31 protein-coding genes are annotated in these 20,645 nt (G+C 67.3%); 30 read left to right on the top strand and 1 reads right to left on the bottom strand.

Going from position 1 to position 20,645, the window contains the following annotated elements; all coding sequences use genetic code 11:
• Positions 1 to 205: 205 nt before the first annotated feature.
• From QMO76_RS33985 to QMO76_RS33955, 7 genes are all read left to right on the top strand, one after another.
• A complete protein-coding gene (locus tag QMO76_RS33985; RefSeq protein WP_306365474.1) occupies positions 206 to 670 on the top strand; it encodes a hypothetical protein in 465 nt (154 codons plus the stop codon).
• Between the two features lie 43 nt (positions 671 to 713).
• Positions 714 to 1,073: a hypothetical protein gene (locus QMO76_RS33980; RefSeq protein ID WP_306365473.1), complete on the top strand. Its 360-nt coding sequence runs from the start codon at positions 714 to 716 to the stop codon at positions 1,071 to 1,073.
• Positions 1,073 to 1,408 (top strand): hypothetical protein, encoded by a 336-nt coding sequence (locus tag QMO76_RS33975; protein WP_306365472.1) that lies wholly within the window; start codon positions 1,073 to 1,075, stop codon positions 1,406 to 1,408. The genes QMO76_RS33980 and QMO76_RS33975 overlap by 1 nt, the downstream gene beginning before the upstream one ends.
• A complete protein-coding gene (locus tag QMO76_RS33970; protein ID WP_306365471.1) occupies positions 1,405 to 1,689 on the top strand; it encodes a hypothetical protein in 285 nt (94 codons plus the stop codon). Before QMO76_RS33975 ends, QMO76_RS33970 begins: the two co-directional genes overlap by 4 nt.
• Before the next feature lie 20 nt (positions 1,690 to 1,709).
• Entirely contained in the window at positions 1,710 to 1,940 is a 231-nt protein-coding gene (locus tag QMO76_RS33965) for a hypothetical protein (protein WP_306365470.1), read from the top strand.
• A complete protein-coding gene (locus tag QMO76_RS33960; protein ID WP_306365469.1) occupies positions 1,937 to 2,221 on the top strand; it encodes a PadR family transcriptional regulator in 285 nt (94 codons plus the stop codon). Before QMO76_RS33965 ends, QMO76_RS33960 begins: the two co-directional genes overlap by 4 nt.
• Before the next feature lie 752 nt (positions 2,222 to 2,973).
• Positions 2,974 to 4,548: a TROVE domain-containing protein gene (locus QMO76_RS33955; protein ID WP_306365468.1), complete on the top strand. Its 1,575-nt coding sequence runs from the start codon at positions 2,974 to 2,976 to the stop codon at positions 4,546 to 4,548.
• A gap of 217 nt (positions 4,549 to 4,765) precedes the next feature.
• Here the strand turns inward: QMO76_RS33955 and QMO76_RS33950 are convergent, their stop codons facing one another.
• Positions 4,766 to 5,155, bottom strand: coding sequence for a hypothetical protein (locus QMO76_RS33950; protein WP_306365467.1), 390 nt, complete (start codon positions 5,153 to 5,155; stop codon positions 4,766 to 4,768).
• 190 nt (positions 5,156 to 5,345) lie between these two features.
• Here QMO76_RS33950 and QMO76_RS33945 point away from each other — a divergent pair, with 190 nt between their 5' ends.
• The 23 genes from QMO76_RS33945 (at position 5,346) to QMO76_RS33835 (ending at position 20,641) form a co-directional block, all read left to right on the top strand.
• Positions 5,346 to 6,203 carry a hypothetical protein gene (locus QMO76_RS33945; protein ID WP_306365466.1) on the top strand — a complete coding sequence of 286 codons (858 nt, stop codon included), beginning with the start codon at positions 5,346 to 5,348 and terminating at the stop codon, positions 6,201 to 6,203.
• 271 nt (positions 6,204 to 6,474) lie between these two features.
• Entirely contained in the window at positions 6,475 to 6,666 is a 192-nt protein-coding gene (locus QMO76_RS33940; RefSeq protein WP_306365465.1) for a hypothetical protein, read from the top strand.
• Positions 6,667 to 6,760: 94 nt separating this feature from the next.
• A complete protein-coding gene (locus QMO76_RS33935; RefSeq protein WP_306365464.1) occupies positions 6,761 to 6,997 on the top strand; it encodes a hypothetical protein in 237 nt (78 codons plus the stop codon).
• Positions 6,997 to 7,158 (top strand): hypothetical protein, encoded by a 162-nt coding sequence (locus QMO76_RS33930; RefSeq protein WP_306365463.1) that lies wholly within the window; start codon positions 6,997 to 6,999, stop codon positions 7,156 to 7,158. Before QMO76_RS33935 ends, QMO76_RS33930 begins: the two co-directional genes overlap by 1 nt.
• Positions 7,159 to 7,324: 166 nt before the next feature.
• Positions 7,325 to 7,576, top strand: a complete 252-nt coding sequence (locus tag QMO76_RS33925; RefSeq protein ID WP_306365462.1) for a hypothetical protein — start codon at positions 7,325 to 7,327, stop codon at positions 7,574 to 7,576.
• Entirely contained in the window at positions 7,576 to 7,785 is a 210-nt protein-coding gene (locus QMO76_RS33920) for a hypothetical protein (protein ID WP_306365461.1), read from the top strand. The genes QMO76_RS33925 and QMO76_RS33920 overlap by 1 nt, the downstream gene beginning before the upstream one ends.
• Positions 7,786 to 8,100: 315 nt before the next feature.
• The gene (locus tag QMO76_RS33915; protein ID WP_306365460.1) at positions 8,101 to 8,331 is read left to right on the top strand and encodes a hypothetical protein; all 231 of its coding nucleotides are present in this window, start codon (positions 8,101 to 8,103) and stop codon (positions 8,329 to 8,331) included.
• A complete protein-coding gene (locus tag QMO76_RS33910) occupies positions 8,318 to 8,947 on the top strand; it encodes a hypothetical protein (protein WP_306365459.1) in 630 nt (209 codons plus the stop codon). Before QMO76_RS33915 ends, QMO76_RS33910 begins: the two co-directional genes overlap by 14 nt.
• Positions 8,944 to 9,303 carry a hypothetical protein gene (locus QMO76_RS33905; RefSeq protein ID WP_306365458.1) on the top strand — a complete coding sequence of 120 codons (360 nt, stop codon included), beginning with the start codon at positions 8,944 to 8,946 and terminating at the stop codon, positions 9,301 to 9,303. The genes QMO76_RS33910 and QMO76_RS33905 overlap by 4 nt, the downstream gene beginning before the upstream one ends.
• The gene (locus QMO76_RS33900; RefSeq protein WP_306365457.1) at positions 9,300 to 9,806 is read left to right on the top strand and encodes a phosphotransferase; all 507 of its coding nucleotides are present in this window, start codon (positions 9,300 to 9,302) and stop codon (positions 9,804 to 9,806) included. Before QMO76_RS33905 ends, QMO76_RS33900 begins: the two co-directional genes overlap by 4 nt.
• Positions 9,787 to 10,449, top strand: coding sequence for a bifunctional 2-polyprenyl-6-hydroxyphenol methylase/3-demethylubiquinol 3-O-methyltransferase UbiG (locus QMO76_RS33895; RefSeq protein ID WP_306365456.1), 663 nt, complete (start codon positions 9,787 to 9,789; stop codon positions 10,447 to 10,449). Before QMO76_RS33900 ends, QMO76_RS33895 begins: the two co-directional genes overlap by 20 nt.
• Positions 10,446 to 10,718 carry a hypothetical protein gene (locus QMO76_RS33890; protein WP_306365455.1) on the top strand — a complete coding sequence of 91 codons (273 nt, stop codon included), beginning with the start codon at positions 10,446 to 10,448 and terminating at the stop codon, positions 10,716 to 10,718. Before QMO76_RS33895 ends, QMO76_RS33890 begins: the two co-directional genes overlap by 4 nt.
• Positions 10,718 to 11,389, top strand: a complete 672-nt coding sequence (locus QMO76_RS33885) for a glycosyltransferase family 2 protein (protein WP_306365454.1) — start codon at positions 10,718 to 10,720, stop codon at positions 11,387 to 11,389. Before QMO76_RS33890 ends, QMO76_RS33885 begins: the two co-directional genes overlap by 1 nt.
• Positions 11,390 to 11,784: 395 nt before the next feature.
• On the top strand, positions 11,785 to 12,408 hold the full coding sequence (locus QMO76_RS33880; RefSeq protein WP_306365453.1) for a hypothetical protein: 624 nt from the start codon (positions 11,785 to 11,787) through the stop codon (positions 12,406 to 12,408).
• Positions 12,408 to 12,776 (top strand): HNH endonuclease, encoded by a 369-nt coding sequence (locus tag QMO76_RS33875; RefSeq protein ID WP_306365452.1) that lies wholly within the window; start codon positions 12,408 to 12,410, stop codon positions 12,774 to 12,776. The genes QMO76_RS33880 and QMO76_RS33875 overlap by 1 nt, the downstream gene beginning before the upstream one ends.
• A gap of 1,040 nt (positions 12,777 to 13,816) precedes the next feature.
• On the top strand, positions 13,817 to 14,260 hold the full coding sequence (locus QMO76_RS33870; protein ID WP_306365451.1) for a hypothetical protein: 444 nt from the start codon (positions 13,817 to 13,819) through the stop codon (positions 14,258 to 14,260).
• A gap of 6 nt (positions 14,261 to 14,266) precedes the next feature.
• Positions 14,267 to 15,904, top strand: a complete 1,638-nt coding sequence (locus QMO76_RS33865) for a large terminase (protein ID WP_306365450.1) — start codon at positions 14,267 to 14,269, stop codon at positions 15,902 to 15,904.
• 11 nt (positions 15,905 to 15,915) lie between these two features.
• The gene (locus QMO76_RS33860) at positions 15,916 to 17,457 is read left to right on the top strand and encodes a phage portal protein (protein WP_306365449.1); all 1,542 of its coding nucleotides are present in this window, start codon (positions 15,916 to 15,918) and stop codon (positions 17,455 to 17,457) included.
• A complete protein-coding gene (locus QMO76_RS33855) occupies positions 17,454 to 18,242 on the top strand; it encodes a hypothetical protein (protein WP_306365448.1) in 789 nt (262 codons plus the stop codon). Before QMO76_RS33860 ends, QMO76_RS33855 begins: the two co-directional genes overlap by 4 nt.
• Positions 18,243 to 18,308: 66 nt before the next feature.
• Positions 18,309 to 18,875 carry a hypothetical protein gene (locus tag QMO76_RS33850; RefSeq protein WP_306365447.1) on the top strand — a complete coding sequence of 189 codons (567 nt, stop codon included), beginning with the start codon at positions 18,309 to 18,311 and terminating at the stop codon, positions 18,873 to 18,875.
• 9 nt (positions 18,876 to 18,884) lie between these two features.
• Positions 18,885 to 19,706 (top strand): P22 phage major capsid protein family protein, encoded by an 822-nt coding sequence (locus QMO76_RS33845; protein ID WP_306365446.1) that lies wholly within the window; start codon positions 18,885 to 18,887, stop codon positions 19,704 to 19,706.
• Between the two features lies 1 nt (position 19,707).
• Complete coding sequence (locus tag QMO76_RS33840) at positions 19,708 to 20,286, top strand: hypothetical protein (protein WP_306365445.1); 579 nt, start codon at positions 19,708 to 19,710, stop codon at positions 20,284 to 20,286.
• Positions 20,270 to 20,641, top strand: a complete 372-nt coding sequence (locus QMO76_RS33835) for a hypothetical protein (protein WP_306365444.1) — start codon at positions 20,270 to 20,272, stop codon at positions 20,639 to 20,641. Before QMO76_RS33840 ends, QMO76_RS33835 begins: the two co-directional genes overlap by 17 nt.
• The last annotated feature ends 4 nt before the right edge of the window (positions 20,642 to 20,645 follow it).

Raw genomic sequence — 20,645 nt, 5'->3', positions numbered from 1 at the left:
CCGGTCGAGAGGCAGCCACTCCCTCCGTGTGGGCGGCCGGGCTGCCGTGGTTTCACCGGCTACGACGACGAACTCCGGCCCATCCCCTGCTACGTGTGCCGCCCGCATTTACGCCGTACCAGCAGTGACAACGACTTCGCGGAGTCGACACCGTCGGCCCGCGCCCAAGCAGCAATCGATCGAGACAACGCAAAGGAATCCTGACGTGGGAATGAGCCTGAGTGCGGACGTTTTCTGGGGCTTCGACCTCGGATACGACGACGACATCGACGACGAAGCAATGCCGCAATGGCGGCAGGACGGTGGGGACTGGGAAGAGGTTCTCGCGCGCAAACTCGGCTGGAACGAAGTGCCCTACCCGACCGGCGGATTTACAGGCGAGGACTATCGCAACTCACCTGAGTATCGAGCGTGGTCCGCGAGCCGCGACGAAATGTACGCGCTGGTCAAGGCGTGTGGCGTAGAGATCGACGGCTACGGATACGAATGCGGCGGAAACGCGGTGCGCGTCAAGGCATCCGTCCAGAGCTGCCTCTACGGCGCCGAACCGCTGAAGCCCCTCGACGTCGCAACAGATTGGGCCGATCAAATTAGCCGCTTCTGCGAACTGCTCGAGATCCCGATTCCCGACGAAGGCCCGGGATGGCACGTCTGCGCGACATGGGCCTGACAGCAACGCATTTCATCGACCGAGACAACCAGGAGAACTCCGCATGACCACCTACCGCCGATTCATCGAAACCAACGACCACGAGGGCGAGACCTGGAACTTCTGGCTCCAGGTCGACGGCAACATGACCGCCCTCGCCATCCTCGGCGATCACCTCGACAAGGTAAATGACGAGCTTGGCGAGTTCGACGACCCGGCGTTCGTGCTGGAGGTCGACGAGATCCAAGGCCACGAGGTCGACTTGCTGGTGCGCTTCGGCGAGTCCCTGTACATGCACCAGCACAACAAGGTCGACGGGTCGATGCGCTTGCCGAAGGATTTCACCAGCGGCGACCTGGAGGCCACGACCGACTGGCTGTACAAGGGCGGCATCAAGAAGTTCTTCACCGAGGCGGGTGCTTGATGCCTCAGAAGCCGAGAGCCGCCCAACCGGTCCATCCACCCCGCCTCACCCCCGCTGGAGCGTCCACGGGCCACACAGCTCCGGATCCGGGCGTCCTGGAGGCGGGTCTGGAAGCGCTCACCGACGAGGTACGCCGCCGCCTCAACCACGGCCGCCCGCTGTGGTTCGACTCCACCGGTACCGCGCCGTACAGCGCCGCGCCGGAGCCGCCGCGGTCACTGCTGCGGACCGAACCCCCGATCCGGGCCACTCCCGCGGGGCTCGTGGCCGCGGCGTTGGGTGTGCTGTCCCGGATCGGTGGGGCAGCCAAGACCGTACTGGGGGTGTGGCGGTGACGTGGCGCAGCGAAGCCATCGAACGGATGGCCAAGGCCCTGCATTGGCGCGACGAGTTGTCGTCCCTGCCCGGCGATCCGCCCGCCGACCACTGGGAACTACTCGATGCGGCGACCCGGGTGAAGTACCGCGAAGAGGTGTCGCTCCATGTCGACGCCCTCGGCGATCTGGAGCCGGTCGAACGGGAGGGAGCGCGGACCGAGATCGTCAACCAGCACGGTCTCGTGGTCACGCGCGGCCCGTGGCAGCACCGCTACGTCACCGCCTGGACCGAAGCCTAACCCCTGCAAGGAGATTCCTGATGACCACTGCCGAGTTCCCGACTGCCCGTCACGCTCTGCCGGGCCGTGACCCTGCCCGAGACCTGCTCGTCACCCGCCTCGCTCGGGCGGCGTTCCCGGTGCATGATCCGGAGTGCCCGGACGGGTGGGCCACCCTGACGAATGTGGCTTTTCCGTTGGTGGCTCCGTGGGTGGATGCCGCGCTGGCGGACGGGCGACTGACACTCACCCTCACCGAGGAGACCGCGTGACCTGGAATCCGTTGCGTGTCCGCCGTCTCAGGGCCGAGCGTCGCCTCGCCGCCGTCCTCCTCGCCCTGCCCGCCGACCGGCATTACGGCTGGCCCCTCACCCGCCAGGCGGGGATCTCCTCCGGGACCATGTACCCGGCCTTGCTGCGCATGCAGCGCGACGGCTGGCTGACCGACGGCTGGGAGCCCGAACCAGACGGGCGACCGGCGCGGCGCTGGTACAAGCTGACCGAGCTGGGGCGCCGGGAGCTGGCCCTGCTGCTGAGAGGAGCGGGCGCGTGAGCCGTGAGGTTGTGTCGGATCTGGTTGATGTGGTGGTGGCTGTGGTGGTGGCCGCCGCCTGGCTGGCATGGCTGAGAGGAGGCAAGGCGTGAACGCGGCAACCAAGTTCGAAAACCTCACGGCTACCGCTCATTTCGACGCGGGGGTTATTCGCTGGCGTTAAAGGGTGTAGTGCATTACAGTCTCCCTCGTACAGCAACCCAGTGGGCGGGCCGGATTCGATCGGTTATCCCATTCAAGGAGGAGGTTGCGGGTTCGAATCCCGCCGAGAGCTTGCTCTCGTAGCTCAATTGGATAGAGCTCCTAATCCCCGGTCGGAGCACCACGACCGCCCACTCGGATTGCAGGGCAATGAGAACGGGCCGAAGCTGATCGGTTATCGGTTAACAGGTTCGAATCCTGCTGGCGCCCCCAGGAAACTGGTTCGACGCCTGCCCGGCCCCCTCGGGTCGGAAAAACCCGGTCGGCACACCACGACCGTTCTCGCTCACAGAGTGTATGGAAGCGGGCCGGACGCCAGTCGGTTATCACTGCGGATGATCATCCCGGCAGGCACTGACACGCCCGCTTCCCCCACTCAAAAGCATTGAAGGACAACTGAAGACGGGCCGGAGACGATCGGTTATCTTGTCTCACACACAAGGGCGAAGCGGGTTCGATTCCCGCGAGGGTTGGTTCCAGCCTCAACCCCGGTCGGCATCACACGCCCGTCTTCCCTTCCACGCCCCGAAGGGGGCCGAAACGAGGTAGGCATGGACGTTCTGGCAGGCATCAACACCCGCAAGACTTCTCAGTCCGAGCAGGCCGACCCGCGCCAGGTCCGCAACAACGCCGGCGGGTTCACCTTCGAGGTCAGCCCCGAGGTTCGCCTGCGCCGGTTCCTCGTGCTCGGCACCGAGGGCGGCACCTACTACGTCGGCGCGAAGGACCTCACCAAGGACAACGCCACGGTCGTGCTGGACTTCGCACGGAACCGTACCGCGGACCTCGTGCGTGAGGTTGTCGAGATCTCCACCTCCGGCCGGGCACCGAAGCAGAACCCGGCGCTGCTGGCCCTCGCCGCGGCGGCATCACTCGGCGACGAGGACGGCCGCCGCACCGCGCTCAACGCCCTGCCGCTGGTGGCGCGCACCGGCACCCACCTGTTCCTGTTCGCCCGCTACATCGAGCAGTTCCGTGGCTGGGGCCGCAGCCTGCGCCGCGCCGTCGGCGCCTGGTACACCGACAAGACCATCGACGATCTGGCCTATCAGCTGGTGAAGTACCGGCAGCGTGAGGGCTGGACCCATCGGGACCTGCTGCGCCTGTCGCACCCGGCCACCGACGAGGACGCACGCCGTCGCCTGTTCGACTGGGTGTGCGGTCGCGGCGCGTCCCTCGACGGCCTGCGCCTGGTGGAAGGCTTCCAGCGCGCCCAGGCCGCGCCGGTCGGTGAGATCCCCGACCTGATCCGCGAGTACCGGCTGTCGTGGGAGATGCTGCCCGACACGGCGATGAACGACGCCGCGGTGTGGGAGGCGCTGCTGGACAACGGGGTTCCGCAGACCGCGCTCATGCGGCAGCTGCCGCGTCTGACGAAGCTGGGCCTGCTGTCCCCCCTGGGCAGCCGTGCCCGGATGGTCGCCGACCAGCTCGCGAACCCGGAGCGGCTGCGCAAGGCTCGTGTGCATCCGGTGAACGTGCTTGTCGCGCTGCGCACCTACGCCGGTGGCCGTGGCGCCCGGGGTGGCGGTGAGTGGTCGCCGTCGCGGCCGATCATCGACGCGCTCGACGCCGCGTTCTACGCGTCGTTCGCGGCGGTGGATCCGACCGGCAAGCGGCACCTGCTCGCATTGGACGTGTCGGGCTCGATGACGTGGCATCCGATCGCGGGCATGCCGATCACGCCTCGGGAGGCCAGCGCCGCCATGGCGTTGGTGACCGCGGCGCGTGAGCCCGCGCACGAGATCGTCGCGTTCAGCGGCAAACTGCGCTCGATCCCGCTCAGCCCGCGCCAGCGCCTGGACGACGCCATCCGCACCATCGAGTCGATGCGCGCGGGAAGCACCGACTGCTCGCTGCCGATGCTGCACGCCCTGGACGCCGGGCTCGAGGTCGATGTGTTCGTCGTCTACACCGACAACGAGACATGGTCGGGGAAGATGCACCCGCATCAGGCGCTGCGCCGGTACCGCGAGCGTGTCAACCCGAACGCGAAACTGGTGGTGTGCGGGATGACCGCGACGAACTTCTCGATCGCGGATCCTGCCGATGCTGGCATGTTGGATCTCGTGGGCTTCGACTCGGCGGCCCCTCAGCTGCTGAGCGATTTCGCTCGTGGTCTCTGACGCTCGAGCCCAACAGGCGCGCGAGCACCACCACGCTAGTCAGGGTGCCGAGCGTCTGGCCGATCAGCACCGGTCCGCCCGCAACGCGTTGGTACGCGCGTTGCGGGCGGAAGACCCGGAGCGGTGGACCTACCGGGCACTGGCGCGTGCGGTCGGCTGCACGGAGGAGCTGATCGCCGCGATCGTGAAAGGGCGAGTGCCGTAGGTGGGCGGTGAGCTACTGAGGCGATTCGCCTTCCTTGCCGGGGCGACGCACGTCTGAGAGGTACTTCCCGGGCGGCAACGCGTTCTCGTCGAGATCAAATCGCAGGGCTGCTCGATACGAACCGTCACGCGACCGCCCGGAAGCGGTACGAGAATCCAGTCCGCACGCCTCTGCGAACTCCCAGATATCGAGGTTGCTGTCGCGATGCAAGAGCACCTGCGAGACCACGGAGACCACATTCTTCTTCAGAAAGTCCGTCTCGCGCGCCGTCAACGTCTCGTCAGGCGCTTTGGAGTCCATTGAGCGGCGGTGACCCGCGCGATCCCAGCGGTACGGGGCATCCGACCAGTCATGCAGTCTGATCTCATCCGCGAATTCCTGGGCCAAACGGCTGAGTGCCATAACAATCTCTCTTCCCCCGCCTCCGCCGATAGGAGGTCGGTTGGTAGAAGGCGTCCCCCGACGGGACAGCCTGTGGTTCTAGCGTAGTGGTTGTGGCGGCGATGCTCACCCCCAGTTTTCGCCCTGTCGCGCAATCGAGCCAGCGCGCGGCGGCTCGAGATCGACGCCGTAAATCCCTATCGTGTAACCCATGGGCAACCAGCAGTGTGGTGCGTGCGAGCGGGCGACGGACATGTTCCTCTGCTGGGACTGCTGCCGGGAGCTACGCAACCGCCTCGAGACCGTCGCCTGGCTCGCTGGGGAACTCGAAACCACCCTGACCCGCCAAGACCGCATCGCAGCCCCCGGAGGCCGCGTCTCGGGCAGCGTGGACAAGCCCCTGCCGTTCCATACCGCCGCCTCCGAAGCCGCCTGGGTCCTGCGCAACACCATCACCACGTGGGTGCGGGACCTGTGCGAAACCCGAGCAATCGACTACGTGCCCCTGGGGTTCGTGGACAGCCTCTTCGTCGGGCCTTTGCGGCCGGGCGAGAAGTACGTGCCCCGCGGCTATGTCGAGACGACCGTCGGCGCGGCCCGCTGGCTGGCCCACCACGCCACCTCCATCGCCCTGTCCGAGAGTGCCGCCGAAGCGTTCGACGAGATCACTGACGCGATGCGCGCGGGCATGCGGGTCATCGACCGGCCCCCGGGACGGATGTTCGTCGGCCCTTGTGGCGCACCCCTTCCCGGCGGTGCGGAATGCGGGGCCGACATCTATGTGTCGATGGGCAAGGACCAAGCACGTTGTCCGGAGTGCGGCACAACGCATTCGGTGGCTGAGCGCCGCGAGCAGCTGCAACAGCAGATCCGCGGACTGCTCGGTACAGCGGCGGAGTTGGCGCGGCTGCTGCCGTGGATTATGGACGCCCCGATCACTCGCAAGCGGATCACGTATTACGCGAATCGGGGCATGATTTCCCGGCGTGAGCATCGCGGGGAAACGGTGTATCAGATCGGTGAGGTGATCGACGCGCATATTCAATGCGAATCGCGACGCGCCGCATAGCATCACAGCGTTGCGTGACCATTGAGTATCCACGCGAATGTTACGCTCAGCGCGTGGCGCGTGATCTGTCCGCGCCGGGGATTCATTCTGAATCTCCCTGATCGTGCAGCGCGCAGAGCCGACCTCCCCGCTGTCGGTCCGGTAGTCCCGCGAGCCTCCCCGCCCTGGATGGCTCGGTCCACTCTCCCCCGATGGATGTGACTGCCGCGCGCTGCACCCCAACCCCGAATGATCGCCAAACTCGGCCAAATCTTGGCGATAGGAGGCCCCGATGATCACCGATACCTATGTCGATTTGCGGTCTCCTCTTGAGAAGGCGGCCGCCCAGGTTCGGTACATGGAGAAGCGCCTGGAGCGCGCCCGGGATCAACTCGTAGACGCCAAGTCGGAAGTAAATTCCGCTGAACTGGCGCTCGAGGAAGTGCGAACCGACTTATTGCGCATAGCCGAGGAGAGTCGCTGATGTCCTGTCTCGAATCCTGGGTGCGCTCCCTGCTCCACCAGCCGGTGATCCGGTCCCTGGAGCAGCGGTACGACACCCCGATCGGCTACTGGACGTGGTGATGGAACCGGTCATCGTGCGGGCGGCAGATCTCGACTTGCCCCCGCCTAACCCGGCCATCGCCATCCAGCAGGCCGCAGTGCATGCTTACCAACGCCAGGACGCACTGACGATGGGCGAGTTGATCGCGGGCGCGGACCGAGTTTTCGAAGGCCGCGACGGTTCGGTATGGGTCCTGGAGAACGATCCAGGGCCGGGTGTGGAACTGCGGGGCTGGCCGATATGGCCGTGATGCGTAGGCGACTGGCAGGGGCGCTCATTCGCCTCGCTCACCGCATCTACCGGCCCACGGTCACCGAGACCACGTTCAACGTGCGCGGCATGGACTCGGAGGCCGCTGCCGCTGCGGTGCGGCGTGTGATGGAGCGCCGCGAGTCCCGGGGCTGGAACTGATGGCCGAACCCGCTGAACTCACTGACGAGGAACGTGAACTCGTGAAGGGCATGCCACCCGCCGTCGCGGCAGGGTTTATCGCTGCTCGCCGTGCCGACGACAGCTCTCGCCGGTGGCAAGACCTTGTCGACAGGGGCGCCCACATCATGGATTCCTGGCGCTCCTGATGGCCGACATCTGCACCACGATCGGTGAACGCCTCGCCGCCGACCGCGCCGCCGCCCGGGCCCGCTCCTGCGACGACACCCTCGAAGAGGCCCGCGCTGAGATCGTGGGCGACATTCTCGAGGCTGCCGAGGAGTGGGCGGATAAGGCCGAAGGCTGGGACGGGGCAGAGCAGTACTGCAACTGGCGGGCGTCGGTTTATCAGCGGATTCTCGAGCTCCTGGACGAAGGACTCTACGGAGAGGGCGCCTGATGGCTGAGACCGTGGCCCATATCAAGGCCGACGTGCTGCTCCGCTTGCACGGCTTCGACGGCGACCCGTACGAGGTCGCCACCATGGAGATCCCGCTGCTGTCGGAGGTCGTGGCGGACGGGCGGGTCAAGACGTGGATCGACACGAGCGTGCTGGCGGAGTTGGGGCCAGCGCTGGCGGAAGCGTTCCGGGCGGCCCAGCGTGATTGACCTCTTGGACCGGCTGCACTGCTGGGCGGTGCGGTTGCTGGTCCGCCGCATGACACACCGATAGAGACACGCCGTAGCGCCCCGCGAAGGGTGCTCCATAGACGCAGCTCGCACCCGAAACGCGGTTTGTTCTGTCCGATTCATTAGAAGGAGATCTCCATGCTCGCCAGCCTGTCCGCCGCCGTGTCCACCCTTCCCTGGGAGCTGATCGGCCGCCTCGCTCTCGCCGTCCTGGAGACCCTGTTCTGATGCTGTTCGACCTCCTGGCCCCGCTGTGGCCGGACGTCCTGGCAGCCTGGCAGCACCAGCAGGCCAATGCCTGAGCAAGATCGCCGGTTCAGCTACGACTATTTGCGAGCTGGCAGCTACGGCTGGCGCACGGTAGAAGAGCGGCTGTGCGAGACGTTCCAGGAGCTTGCCGACCAGCTTGAGGACGTCTTGCCTAGCGGGCGGGAAGCGGCGTTGGCGATGACCAAGCTCGAGGAGGCATTCCTCTGGGCAGCTGCGTGTTTGGCCCGTAACCGACCACTGGATGACGATGCCTGAGCCCGACGACCTCCAAGAAGTCCGGTTCCGCAACCATCAGCCCCGGGAGAAGGCCCCGCCGCCCGGCTACGAGGCCATGGGCGACACCTTCATCAAGCCGGAGTACCGGGCGTTCATCAAAGCCGCGATGGAGGGCCGCCTCCCCGATCTGGGCGAGCTGCCCGAACCCGACCCGGAGGTCGTGCAGCTCACCGCCGAGTTGCAGATCCTCCACCTCCCGGAGTGGCGGGCGGCGAACGGCCGCAAGATCGCCGAACCGACCGTCAAGCAGATCCCCGGCGCGCCACGAGTCGCGGACTGGCTCGTCCAACGCGGCTGGCGCTGGCATCCCGAGCACGAGACGGTGCGCTGGTTTCCCACGCCTGGTGTCGCCGCAACCTCGGGAGACCCGGGGAAGTTCGCGTACCGCCACGAGGACGGCAGCTGGCCGGACCCGCCGGATCTGGAAGCGTTCTGGGATGTCGACGAGATCGAATGCCACCAGCTCGAGGATGGCCGCTGGGCCGCGGTACACCCACGCGGGATTCAGTGCACCGACGCGTCGAAGGCGGAAGCGCTCGGCATGTGTATCGACCGGGTGCGCGCCAAGATCGCTGAGCTGAGGGAGAATTCGTGATCCGTGTCAACGACCGCCAGGACCCGCAGCAGCCCTCCGTGCCCGTACCGGGCGCGGAGATCATCGACTACGCCGGTGACACCCGCCGCTTCCTGGTCCCCATGGACTCCGAGTTGGCCGCCCGCTTGAACGGCACCCCGAACCCGGAGTCCCGCTTCAATGTGGCGCTCGGAGACCCGGCTGACGCGGTGGAGGGCGAGGAGCCGCCGATCTGGTACGGCGTCATCCAAGCCTGGCAGCCATCGGGCTCCAAGATCATGGTGACGTGCCGGGCGGCGCGCACGATCGAGGAAGGCGTCCACACCAGCCCGGACAGCTCCACCCTGTCGGTGCCGCCGTTCCCGCGGTCCTGGTGAGCGGGCAGCGCGCCACCATTACCGTCGGGTGCGAGGTCACCACGAAGACGTACTTCGATCCGGCGGCCGCAGCCTCCGAGGTCGCTTGGTATCAGGCGCTCCCTGAGTGGGCGGCCCCGAAGCTGGTGGACGCCGACCCGGACGCCGGGAGGCTCGTCATCGCGACCCATCCACCGGCCGACGACGATTACCGGCCCGTGGAAGCGCTGGCGGAGCTGCTGCGGGCCCTCGAGGTCGGCCATGTCCACCACCGTGACATCCACCCCGGGAATCTCGTCCAGGGCCCGGACGGGCCGCTGCTGATCGACTGGGAGACCGCGGTACTCGCCGCCCGCCCCTCCTACGACCTTCACGGCCCGGAAGTGTCCGGGGTGCCGGTCCCGGAGATTCATACGGCGCTGCGGTCACGGAACTCTCCGGACGGCTACGTCATGTGGTGGGGTGCCGCGCACCGTCATTCGATCCGAGAAAGGTGGGGCGTCGATGTCCCGATACCAGCCTGAATGGGTGAACGGCCGTGAGGTCGGTACCGGCCGCCGGGACGCCGCTGGCCGCTACAAGGCCATCGCCGACTACCTCGGTGACGACATGCGCGGCTTCCACGTCCTGGACCTCGGGGCCTACAACGGCTACTTCTCCCGCCGCCTCGCTGAGGACTTCGGCGCGCACTGTGTCGCGGCGGACGACTACGTCGGGCTGACGGACGCCCCTGGCGTGAAGGCGGTCAGGAAACGGCTCTCGATGCCGGAGCTGACCAGCCTCGGCTCGTTCGACGTGGTCCTGTGCCTGTCGGTGCTGCATCACCTACCGGACTGGCGGGCCTACCTGGATGCCCTGGTGTCCATGGCGCCGCTGGTGTTCATCGAGACCGCTCATCCCGATGAGGTGTTGCCTAAGGCGAAGGCTCACGGCCAGTCTCGGGAGATCGAGGCCGCTGTGGACGCGTTGGCTGGGGCGCACGGGACGATGCTGGCGTTCACGCCCGGGCATGACGCGCGGCACGCTCGCCCGCTATGGGTGATCGACCGCCGCACCAAGTCCGACCCGGAACCCGCGCCCGAGCCCGCTGCGGAGCCGGAGGAGAAGCCGAAGCCGGTGAAGCGGCCCCGTCGCCGCGCCAGCAAGCCCGTGGGAGACGCGCAGTGACAACCACCGAGCGGTTTACTGCCGCGTCCGCCTGCCCAGCCTGCAAGACGGTCGCAGTCCATGCGTTGCGTACCCCGCGTGACGATTACGCAGACCGATTGGCTGCATGGGAAAACGACGTTGAGGTACAGGAGGACGCGGTGTGGGCGTGGGGCGGGGAGGTCGTTCGCCGCATCGTGACGCCGCCCGCACCGGTCGACGAGACGCAGTTCGAGGTGATTCGAATCTGCCAGTGCGGCCACGAGTGGGGCCAGGAGCCGATCCGCTGATGGACCTGGCCGTCTGCACGAGCTGCTGGGGCGACTACGGCCAGTACCTGCCCGCGTGGGCGTCCAGCATCGCCGACCAGACCGTCAAGCCCGCCCAGGCCGTCATCGCCGATCTGGGGATCACGAACCGCCAGCACCTCCGAGACGCCGTCGACATCCTCACCGCCGCAGGCATCACCACCCTCACGGCGACCGACAGCTACCGAGGTATGGGCGCGGCCCGGAACTACGCTGTCCGCCACTCCACCGCGGAGTGGGTGATGCACCTGGACGCCGACGACGTACTCCTCCCGCACGCCGTCGCCGACACCGCCGCCCTGGCCGCCGAAGCGGACGTGGTAGCTCTGGGCGCGGTCCTGGGCGATGGGGAGCGCTGCTTCCCACACGTCACCCGGGAGCTGATCCTGGGCCGCGGATTCGGCTGCTACTCGTGCAGCCCGTTCCGACGCTCGCTGTGGGAGCGGCGGCCGTGGCACACCCGCAACGACTGGATCGACTCCGTGTTCTGGGTCGGCCTGGCGCATCTCGGGGCGCGGTTCCGCGGTACGGTCCGGCCGGGGTTCATCTACCGGCAGCACCCGGGCAGCTTCAGCCACCGCCTGAGCCCGGTGCAGCGCCGCGCCGCCGCGCAGCAGTGGAAAGCCGCCTGCCGACAATGGAGCCTCACATGAGAGGGATGCGCTCGTGCCTGAGCTAGCGAAGTCCGTCGTTGTGGACTTGCACTACAAAAAGCTGTACATCGATGGCATCGAATTCCGTATGCGCTTTCGGAGCAGGGGCCATCGGTCGAGGATTTCGGTGACGAGGACTTCTCACGAGTGACGGTCACCATCCTCGCCGAGGACGTTGACACGATCGGAAAGAAGTCTGTGGCGGAGGTTCGTGCGGAGCTCCAGCTTGAGCAAGCGCATAAACGGTCGTGGGCACTCCTTCAGCGGTCAGGTGTCGAGACTTGGCGATCAGAGGACGTCAGCAATGAGGTCCGCCACGCTCAGGCTGCCCTAGATCGTGCGCGGCAGGAATCGATGCATGCCGCCGACCGGGCGCGCGCCGAACTTCGATCTCCGTGATCTGCGCGGTCGTTGGCCACCCGGCTCGTATCGTCCAGGCCACCGACCTCGCCCGCTCTATCGGTGGCGTTCTGGCCCTCGATGACGGCCGCGGTCCTGAAGCGAACCACCTCGCAGCTTGGCACGCCACCGCCCACCGTCCAGCGTCCTGGAGTTGCGTCCTCGAAGACGACGCCCTCCCCGTCACCGGATTCACCGAGCAAGCCGAGATCGCACTCGCCGCCGCCCCGACACCGGTGGTCTCGTTTTACCTCGGCAAGGGCATGCCGCCCCGCTGGCAGCACCGCATCCACGGCGCTCTCCAGCTCGCCGACCGTGAGACCGCCCACTGGATCACCACCAGCCACGTCCTGCACGCCGTCGCCGTCGCCATCCGCACAGAGCTGGTGGCCGACTGGCTCGACTGGGCACCAGACTCCAAGCTCCCCGCCGACGAACGACTATCGGCGTGGTGCAAGACCCGCGGGCATCGTGTCGCCTACACGGTGCCGTCCCTGGTGGAGCACGCGGACGGGCCGACGGTCATGCGGCACCGAGACCAGCAGCCCCGCACCGTGCCCCGCATCGCATGGCGTACCGGCACCCGCGAGACCTGGAACAGCAAGGCGGTGAGCATGTGATGCCCCGCGCTCCCCGTAAGTGCCCGAAACCCGGCTGCGAGAACCGCATCACCGGCACCGCCTACTGCCCGGACCACACCACCCACAACTGGGTGAGCGGTGGGCCCAGCCGCACCAGCACACCCGAGCATCGCGCCTTCCGCGCCGCGGTCCTGCGCCGCGACGACTACACCTGCCGACAGTGCGGGCACCACGACCGGACCGGTCGCACCCTGCAAGCAGACGAGATCATCCCCGCATCCCAAGGTGGTGCACCCACCATCGGCAACGGACAGGCCCTCTGCATCCCCTGCCACAAGATCAAGATCCAGCGAGAAGCAGCAGCCGGGCGCGCACGCGGCAAGCGCACACCCACCCTCCCGTTCTGACCGACCCCCCCACCCAAACGACCCCCCCTCCCGACAGACCACCCCCCTTCGACCCGGGAGCATGCCGGGACCGGACGGGGTGCGACACCACACCACACCGCGACAGACCGAGGCCGTCGGCGCACGCCTCGCCGACAGGCAGCCACCCGAGCGCCAAGCCACCCCGGCGGCCACCCGGCCGGCACCACCCGATCCACACCCCAGTGCACGCCGACTGGTCAACGGACGCAGGCCACACCACCGGCCACCGTCACCGCACCGTGCACCCGGCCACCCGCACCGCCACCGCCCGCACCCCTGCCACCACCATCGGTTGACCACCACCGACGGTCTCACCGCACCCGACACCCGACCGGCCACCCCGATACCCAGTCCCATGGCCAGGCTGCACCACAGCCACAGGCCACAGCATCAGCCATCAGCGAACCCGTCGACTCCACGACTGTCGTGCACCTCACAGCTCACCGATCGCAGGAGGCTGGACATCGCACACGTGTCCCGACCCAACCACCCGACCCGACAGCCCCACAGACCGCGACACCGTAGCCACCCGGGCAGGGCGGGCCACCGCACCGCCAACCCCCGACACCCACCCGGCGTAGCCGGTGGCACAACGCCCACCACTCCAGCGCCACCCCGACCGCTGGCACCCACCCGGCGACACCCGCCCCGCACCCACCACCCCTACGTGACCACCACCACCCACGACACCCATCAGCCCGCAGAACACCTGCGAGCGCGAACGAGCCTGTGAGCGGGTGACGCACGCCACGCGCGCCCGCGCCTATATACGTGTACACGCACACACACATACATACACACATGGGGAGAACCCCTCCCCTCCCTCGCCGGGGCCCACGAGTAGGCACTGCTGAATCCGCTCGGTACGTTTCGCTCGGATTCGGTCTGGTGGCTACAGCTGTCACGTGAGCCCCAAAACATACCGTCGTTTTCGGTGTGACCTGCGATTTCTTCGCACCCTCCCTGCGTGGCCGAAACGGCCTGCGCATATCCATCCCATCCCGAAACGGGGTCCCGCTATGCCACGCCAGAAGAAACACCCGAGCATGCGCCGGCGCACTAACCTCGCCTCCACCGCCGCGGTCCTGACCGACGGCCGGGCGGTGATCCGCCCCGATCTGCCGAAGCGGGAAGAGCCGTGGCACCCGCAGACATTGGACTGGTGGAACGATCTGTGGTCTGCGCCGATGGCTGCGGAGTACCACGAGTCCGACCGGCACGCCCTGTATCTGCTGGCGGTGCTGATGGATCAGTTCTGGCAGGAGCCGAGTCAGAAGCTCGCCGCGGAGATCCGCCTGCAACGCCAGGCGTTCGGCCTGACCCCGTACGACCGTCGGCGCCTGGAGTGGACGATCGAGACCGCGGAGCAGGCGAAGGAACGCGGGGAGGCGCGACAGGCGTCGAAGCGGCCGTCGCCGCAGCCGAAGGCGGGCGACGACCCACGCCTGGCACTCGTGCAGTAGCCCGCCGTGGCGGTCCTGATCGTTCCGCCGCTGGACCTGACCTTCCCCACTCTGGGGCCGGTGCTCGCCGATTTCATCGAGGAGCTGTGCGTCTTCGGTCCCGGCTCGCTGGCGGGACAGCCGGCGGTCCTGGACAAGGAGAAGCGGGCAGCTCTGTACCGGCTCTACGAGGTGTTCCCGCAAGGGCATCCCCTCGCGGGGCGGCGCCGGTTTCAGCGGGGCGGGATCGAGTGGCGCAAGGGCACGGCGAAGACAGAGTTCGCGGCATGGGTCGCGTTCTGCGAGCTCCATCCGGACGCCCCTGTCCGGTGTGACGGGTTCGACGCGAACGGCGACCCGGTGGGCCGGCCGGTGCGGTTCCCGTACATCCCGATGATGGCGGTCACCGAGGAGCAGGTATCCGAACTCGCGTACGGCGTCTTGAAGTACGTGTGCGAGCACTCCCCGGACGCGGACCTGTTCGACGCGGGCCTGGAGCGGATCCTGCGCAAGGGGCCGGACGGGGCTGCCGACGGCCAGGCAGTGCCGGTGTCCAACGCGCCCGGCGCCCGCGATGGTGCGCTGACGACGTTCCAGCACTTCGACGAACCGCACCGCCTGTACCTGCCCAACGCCAAGGCCGCGCACGAGACGATGGTGCAGAACCTCGGCAAGCGCGCCCTCGAAGACCCGTGGGGGCTCTACACCTCTACCGCAGGGAAACCGGGCCAAGGCTCGATCGAGGAAGATCTCCGGCAGGAAGCCGAGGCCATCGCTCGCGGCGAGGACGACGACCCGACCATGTTCTTCTTCGCTCGCTGGGCGGGCCCGGAACACGACGATCTGTCGACCGTGGACAACCGGGTCGCGGCGATCGCGGAGGCTACGGGTCCGGTGGGCGAGTACGGGCCGGGCCAGTTCCTTCGGATCGCGAAGGACTGGGACCGCAAGGGCTGTGACCGCGCCTACTGGGAGCGGGTGTTCCTGAACCGGTGGCGCAAGTCCGGCGACCGAGCGTTCGACGCCAACCGGATTACAGACCTGAGCGAGGACCAGCGGATTCCGGACGGGGCGTTCGTGACCCTCGGGTTCGACGGCGCCCGGTTCCGGGACTGCACCGCGCTGGTGGTCACCGACATCGCGACCGGGCTCCAGCAGTGCGTCGGATCCTGGCAGCGACCGTTGGACGCCGCGGGCTGGGAAGTGCCCGAGCATGAGGTCACCGAACTTGTCGAAGACGTCATGGGCCGGTTCGAGGTGTGGCGGGCCTACTGCGATCCACCGCACTGGACCGAAACCGTGGGGGCGTGGGCGGCGCGCTGGCCGAACCAGGTCGAAGAGTGGTGGACCAACCGACCCAAGTACATGGCGTACGCGATCCGCGAGTACATCGAGGCCATGGACGCGGGACTGGTCACCTTCGGCGGCACGCCCGCGCAGTTGGCGGACCTCGTCGATCACCTGGAGAACGCGGGCCGTAAGGACCTGAACCTGCTCGATGACGAAGGCGTCCCGCTGTTCGTGCTGTGCAAGCCCGACGGACGCAACGACATGAAGATCGACCGCGCCATGGCGGCGGTCTTGTCCTGGAAAGCATGCCTGGACGCCCGCAAGGCGGGCGCCAAGCCGAGACCGAAGGTCCGCGCACCGCGGCGTCTCTATTGACGGGAGGGCATGTGGCGACCACGCCCGAGGAATGGCTCCCGATCCTCACCAAACGACTCGATGCGGACCGGCCGCGGCTGCGGCTGCTGCGCCGGTATGTCGACGGCGACGCTCCGCTGCCGGAGATGGGTGCCAACGTGCGCGCCTCGTGGCAGAAATTCCAGAAGGAATCCCGCACGAACTGGGGCTTCCTGATCCGGGAGTCGGTGGCGGATCGGATTGTGCCCAACGGCATCCAGGTGAACGGCGACCTCGACCATCCGGTGGCGAAGCAGGCACAGCGGATCTGGCGGGACAACCGCATGGATCTGGTGTTCAAGGACGCTGTCCGGCACATGCTCGACTTCCGCATCGGCTACCTCACCGCCTGGGAGCGCGACGGGCAAGCGGTCATCACCGCAGACTCGCCGGAAACCATGTACGCCGCGACGAATCCCTTGCAGCCGTGGCGGGTTCGCGCCGCGCTGCGCTGGTGGCGTGACGATGACGACGAGAAGGACTACGCCGTCGTCTGGGTCGACGGCGGGTGGCAGCTGTTCTCCCGCCCGGTGTACGTCACCCCCAACAGCTCGAAGATGCACTACCGGGCAGCGTCGGACACGTGGACGCCCGAACAGGAGATGACCGTCACCAACGCACCGCCGCCGGTGGTGGTGATGGAGAACCCCGACAAGGTGGGCGAGTTCGAAACCCACCTGGACCTGATCAACCGCATCAACCGCGGAATTCTCCAGCGGTTGACCACTGCGGCGATGCAGGCGTACCGCCAGCGCGCCTTGAGGGCCAAGGAAGGCTCTCCGGGGCTGCCGGACAAGGACGAGCAAGGCAATGACATCGACTGGGCGAAGGTGTTCGAACCCGCGCCCGGTGCCCTGTGGGATCTACCTCCCGGTATCGATATCTGGGAGTCGCAGCAGACCGACATCCGGCCCATGCTGGAAGGCTCGATGAGCGATATCCGGCAGCTCGCCGCGGTCACCCGCACCCCGGTGTCGGTGCTGATTCCCGACAGCGCCAACCAGGCTGCTGCCGGTGCGGAGTTCGCCAAGGAGGGGCTGGTCTTCAAGACCAAGGACCGTCTGGAAGTCGCGAAGATCGCCGCCGCCGCGGTGCTGCTCAAGGGCCTGGAGATCGAAGAGGTCAGCGTGGACGACACCCTCGAGGTGCTGTTCGAGCCCCCGCACGCGGTGTCGATGTCGGAGAAGTACGACGCCGCGACGAAAGCGAAATCCGCTGGAGAATCGTGGAAGTCGATCGCCCGCAACATCCTCGGCTACAGCCCGGAGCAGATCGCGCAGGACGCTCTCGATCGGGCGGAGGAGCAGCTCGCCACCGCGGCGCTGCTCGGCCCGGCACCGGACGGTGCCGGGCCGGGCGAGGACTCGAAGGATATGAAGGCCCGGTTCGACGCGCTGGGAGTCGCGGTACGCGCCGGCGTGGATCCGATCGCGGCGGCCGAGCAGCTGGGCCTGGACGGGCTGGTGTTCACCGGCGCTATCCCGGTGGCGTTGCGCCCGCCGGAGTCTCAGGCACGTGAGCTGGAAGAGAAGTGACGGCGCCGACCCCGGACCGGGCGGTGGCGGCCTACCAGTCCACCGTGTCGTTGCTGCGGTCGCGCATCCTGCACTTGTCTCGACAGTCGTGGGACACCCTCGGCTCCTATCGCGACAGCGACATCGATCGCCTGATCGCGTTGCTGGTGCCGCGAGTACAGGCAGCGCAACTGCAGATCGCGAACCTCACCAGCAACTACCTGGTATCGCTGCTCACCGCCGAGGGTATCGAGGCCGAACCCGCTCCGGTGGATCGAGACGAGATCTTGCAGGCGCGCGGAGTGCCCGCCGGGCAGGTGTATCGGCGCCCGGCGATCGAGGTGTACAGCGCACTGGCGGAAGGCAAGACGGTCACCGCGGCGATAGCGGCCGGGCGGACGCGGCTGATGTCGCTGGTGTCCACCGACCTGCAGATGGCTAAGGTCCGCCAGTCTCGCTCGAGCTTGGCGCGGTCGCGGGCGAAGTACTTCCGGCGGGTGTTGAAGGGGTCGGAGAACTGCGCGAAGTGCATCATCACCTCCACCCGCCGGTACACGAAAAGCTCACTGTTGCCGATCCATCCGGGCTGTGACTGCGACGTCGCGCCGATCCGCGAGTCCGACCCGCCGCTGGCACTGGACCGGAAGTTGCTCGACGCCACCCACGAACAGGTGCAGGCATTCGCGGACATCGAGAACGCGGCCGCCGAGGGATACCAGGACTTGATCGTCGAACACGAACACGGCGAAATCGGGCCGGTCCTGGGCTGGCGGCATCAGAAGTTCACTGGCCCCGCCGACATCTGACTTCCCCGCTCCAGCGGCGGGGTTTCGCGCGCAACGCGCACCCCTCATACGAAACGTAGGAGATGCATGTCCGAGACACCGATCGACCAGCCTGCCGCCGACGAACCGGAAACCCCGGTCGCCGACACGCCACAGGAACCAGTCGAGACGGCCACCGAAACGGAGCCGGATCTCGCGGCAGAGGTCGCCAAGTGGAAAGCGCTGAGCAAGAAGAACGAGCAGCGCGCCAAGGAGAACGCCGACAAGGCCAAGCGGTTCGACGAACTCGAAGAAGCCAACAAGACCGAGCTGCAGAAGCTGCTCGATCGCGCGGAGAAGGCCGAAAGGGCCGCTGAGGAAGCGCGCATCGGGAAGCTGCGTAGCGACGTCGCCCGGGAGACCGGTGTCCCCGCCGAACTCATCCACGGTGGCACCGAGGAAGAGATGCGGGCCGCCGCCGAGGTCGCCCTGGCATTCAAGGGCAACGCGAAACCGTCTCCGGCCGCCCCGGCCAAGATCGTCACCTCCAACGGCGACACCACGAGGGCGAAGCAGATCACGTCTCGTGACGAACTGAAATCCATGACCCCCCAGCAGATTCTGGCCGCCCAAAAAGAGGGCCGCCTCGACGAGCTGATGGGCAAATCCACCTAGGAGTGACAGATGGCTATCACCAACTTCATCCCGGAGCTGTGGTCAGCCCAGCTCCTGGATCGATGGATCCAGATGGCGGTGTTCCCGCAGCTGGTCAACCGCGAATACGAGGGCCTCGCCTCGCGCGGCAACACCGTCCACATCACTGGTGTGGTCGCGCCGGCGGTGAAGGACTACAAGGCCGCCGGCCGAACCACGTCCGCGGACGCGATCTCCGATACGCAGGTCGATCTGCTCATCGACCAGGAGAAGAACTTCGACTTCTACGTCGATGACATCGACCGCGTGCAGGCCGCGGGTTCGCTGGAGGCGTACACCACCGCCGCAGGCGATTCGCTGGTGGAGGACTCGGACAAGTTCCTCGCCCAGCTGCTGGTCGACAACGGCACCGACCTGTCGGGGACGAGCCCGACCACCGGTGACGCGGCGTTCAACCTGATCCGCGATGCCCGTAAGGCGCTGAACAAGAACAACGCCCCGTCGGCGGGTCGTGTGCTGGCCTGCAACGCCGAGTTCGAGGCGCTGCTGCTGGGCGCGGACTCGAAGCTCACCAGCTTCGATACCTCCGGTGATAACGCCGGTCTGCGGCAGGCCACTGTCGGTTCCCTGCTCGGGTTCCGCATCATCACCACCAACAACCTGCCCGCGTCCGACGACCCTCAGTTCGTCGCGTGGGCACCGCGCGCCGGCGCCTATGTGTCGCAGATCGACGAGATCGAGGCCATGCGGGCGGAGAACAAGTTCGCTGACCGCGTGCGCGGCCTGCACGTCTACGGCGGCAAGGTCGTCAAGCCCGAAGGCGTGGTCGTGTTCGGAGCGAACGCGTCCTGACATGGTGGCACTGGCAGCTGACACCGACGTCGAAACCCAGCTCGGTCGGTCACTGACGACCGCGGAGCAGGACAAGGTCGGTGACGTCCTCGCCAAGGCATCGGATCTGTTCCGAAGGGAAGCGGAACAGGACTTCACCCCTGGCGAATCGACGGTGCGGCTCAAGGTCGAAGGCGGACGTGTCCGGCTCCCGCAAGCTCCCGCAACGGAAGTCACTGCGGTAGTCGACGACGACGGCGCCGATATCGACCACGAACTGTCGGGGCAGTGGCTGACGGTGACGCGCGATGGCACACCTATGGTGTCGCACGAGTTCGTCACCGTCACGTACTCCCACGGCGGGGCGGTGCCGGACCTGGTGCGCATCACCATCGCCGAGATCGCCGCGAAGGTGCTCCGTGCCCCGGCCCAAGCCCAGGCCGGGATCGTCACCCAGCAGCGGAGTGCGGGCGGCTTCCAGGAAACCAACACCTACGCCGCATGGGCGCTCGGTGGAGGCACCACCTTGTCCCCGGAGGACCGAGCCGTGGCTCGGTCATTCCGCTATCGAGGGACGAAAGTCATTGTCTGCCAGCCTTGAGTGGCCCACTCCGATCACGGTCGGCCACCACGTCTACAGCAGCGGCACCCGGGACGCCCATAACCGGGTGGTCGCGGTGTACACGCCGCCACTGGATCAGCCCGGCGTGCAGGTGGCCGTGATCGGTATCGAGACCCCGAAGTCTCTCGAGCCGCACGTCACCGGCCACACGAACCGGGTGGAGCGCACGGCGAAGCTGTTCACCTTGCCCGGGTTCAAGCCCGCGGACCGGGACGTCATCGACTTACCCGAGCTCGGCCAGTGGGAGGTCGTCGGCATCCCGGAATCCTCGGATGGCAACCCGTTCGGGTGGGTGCCGGGCAACACCATCAACCTGCGCCGCATAACCGGATAGGGGC

It is taken from the genome of Nocardia sp. CC227C (assembly GCF_030767025.1).
Lineage (GTDB): Bacteria > Actinomycetota > Actinomycetes > Mycobacteriales > Mycobacteriaceae > Nocardia.
Note: the sequence above shows the minus strand (reverse complement) of the source record. Positions and strands in the feature narration are given on the sequence as shown.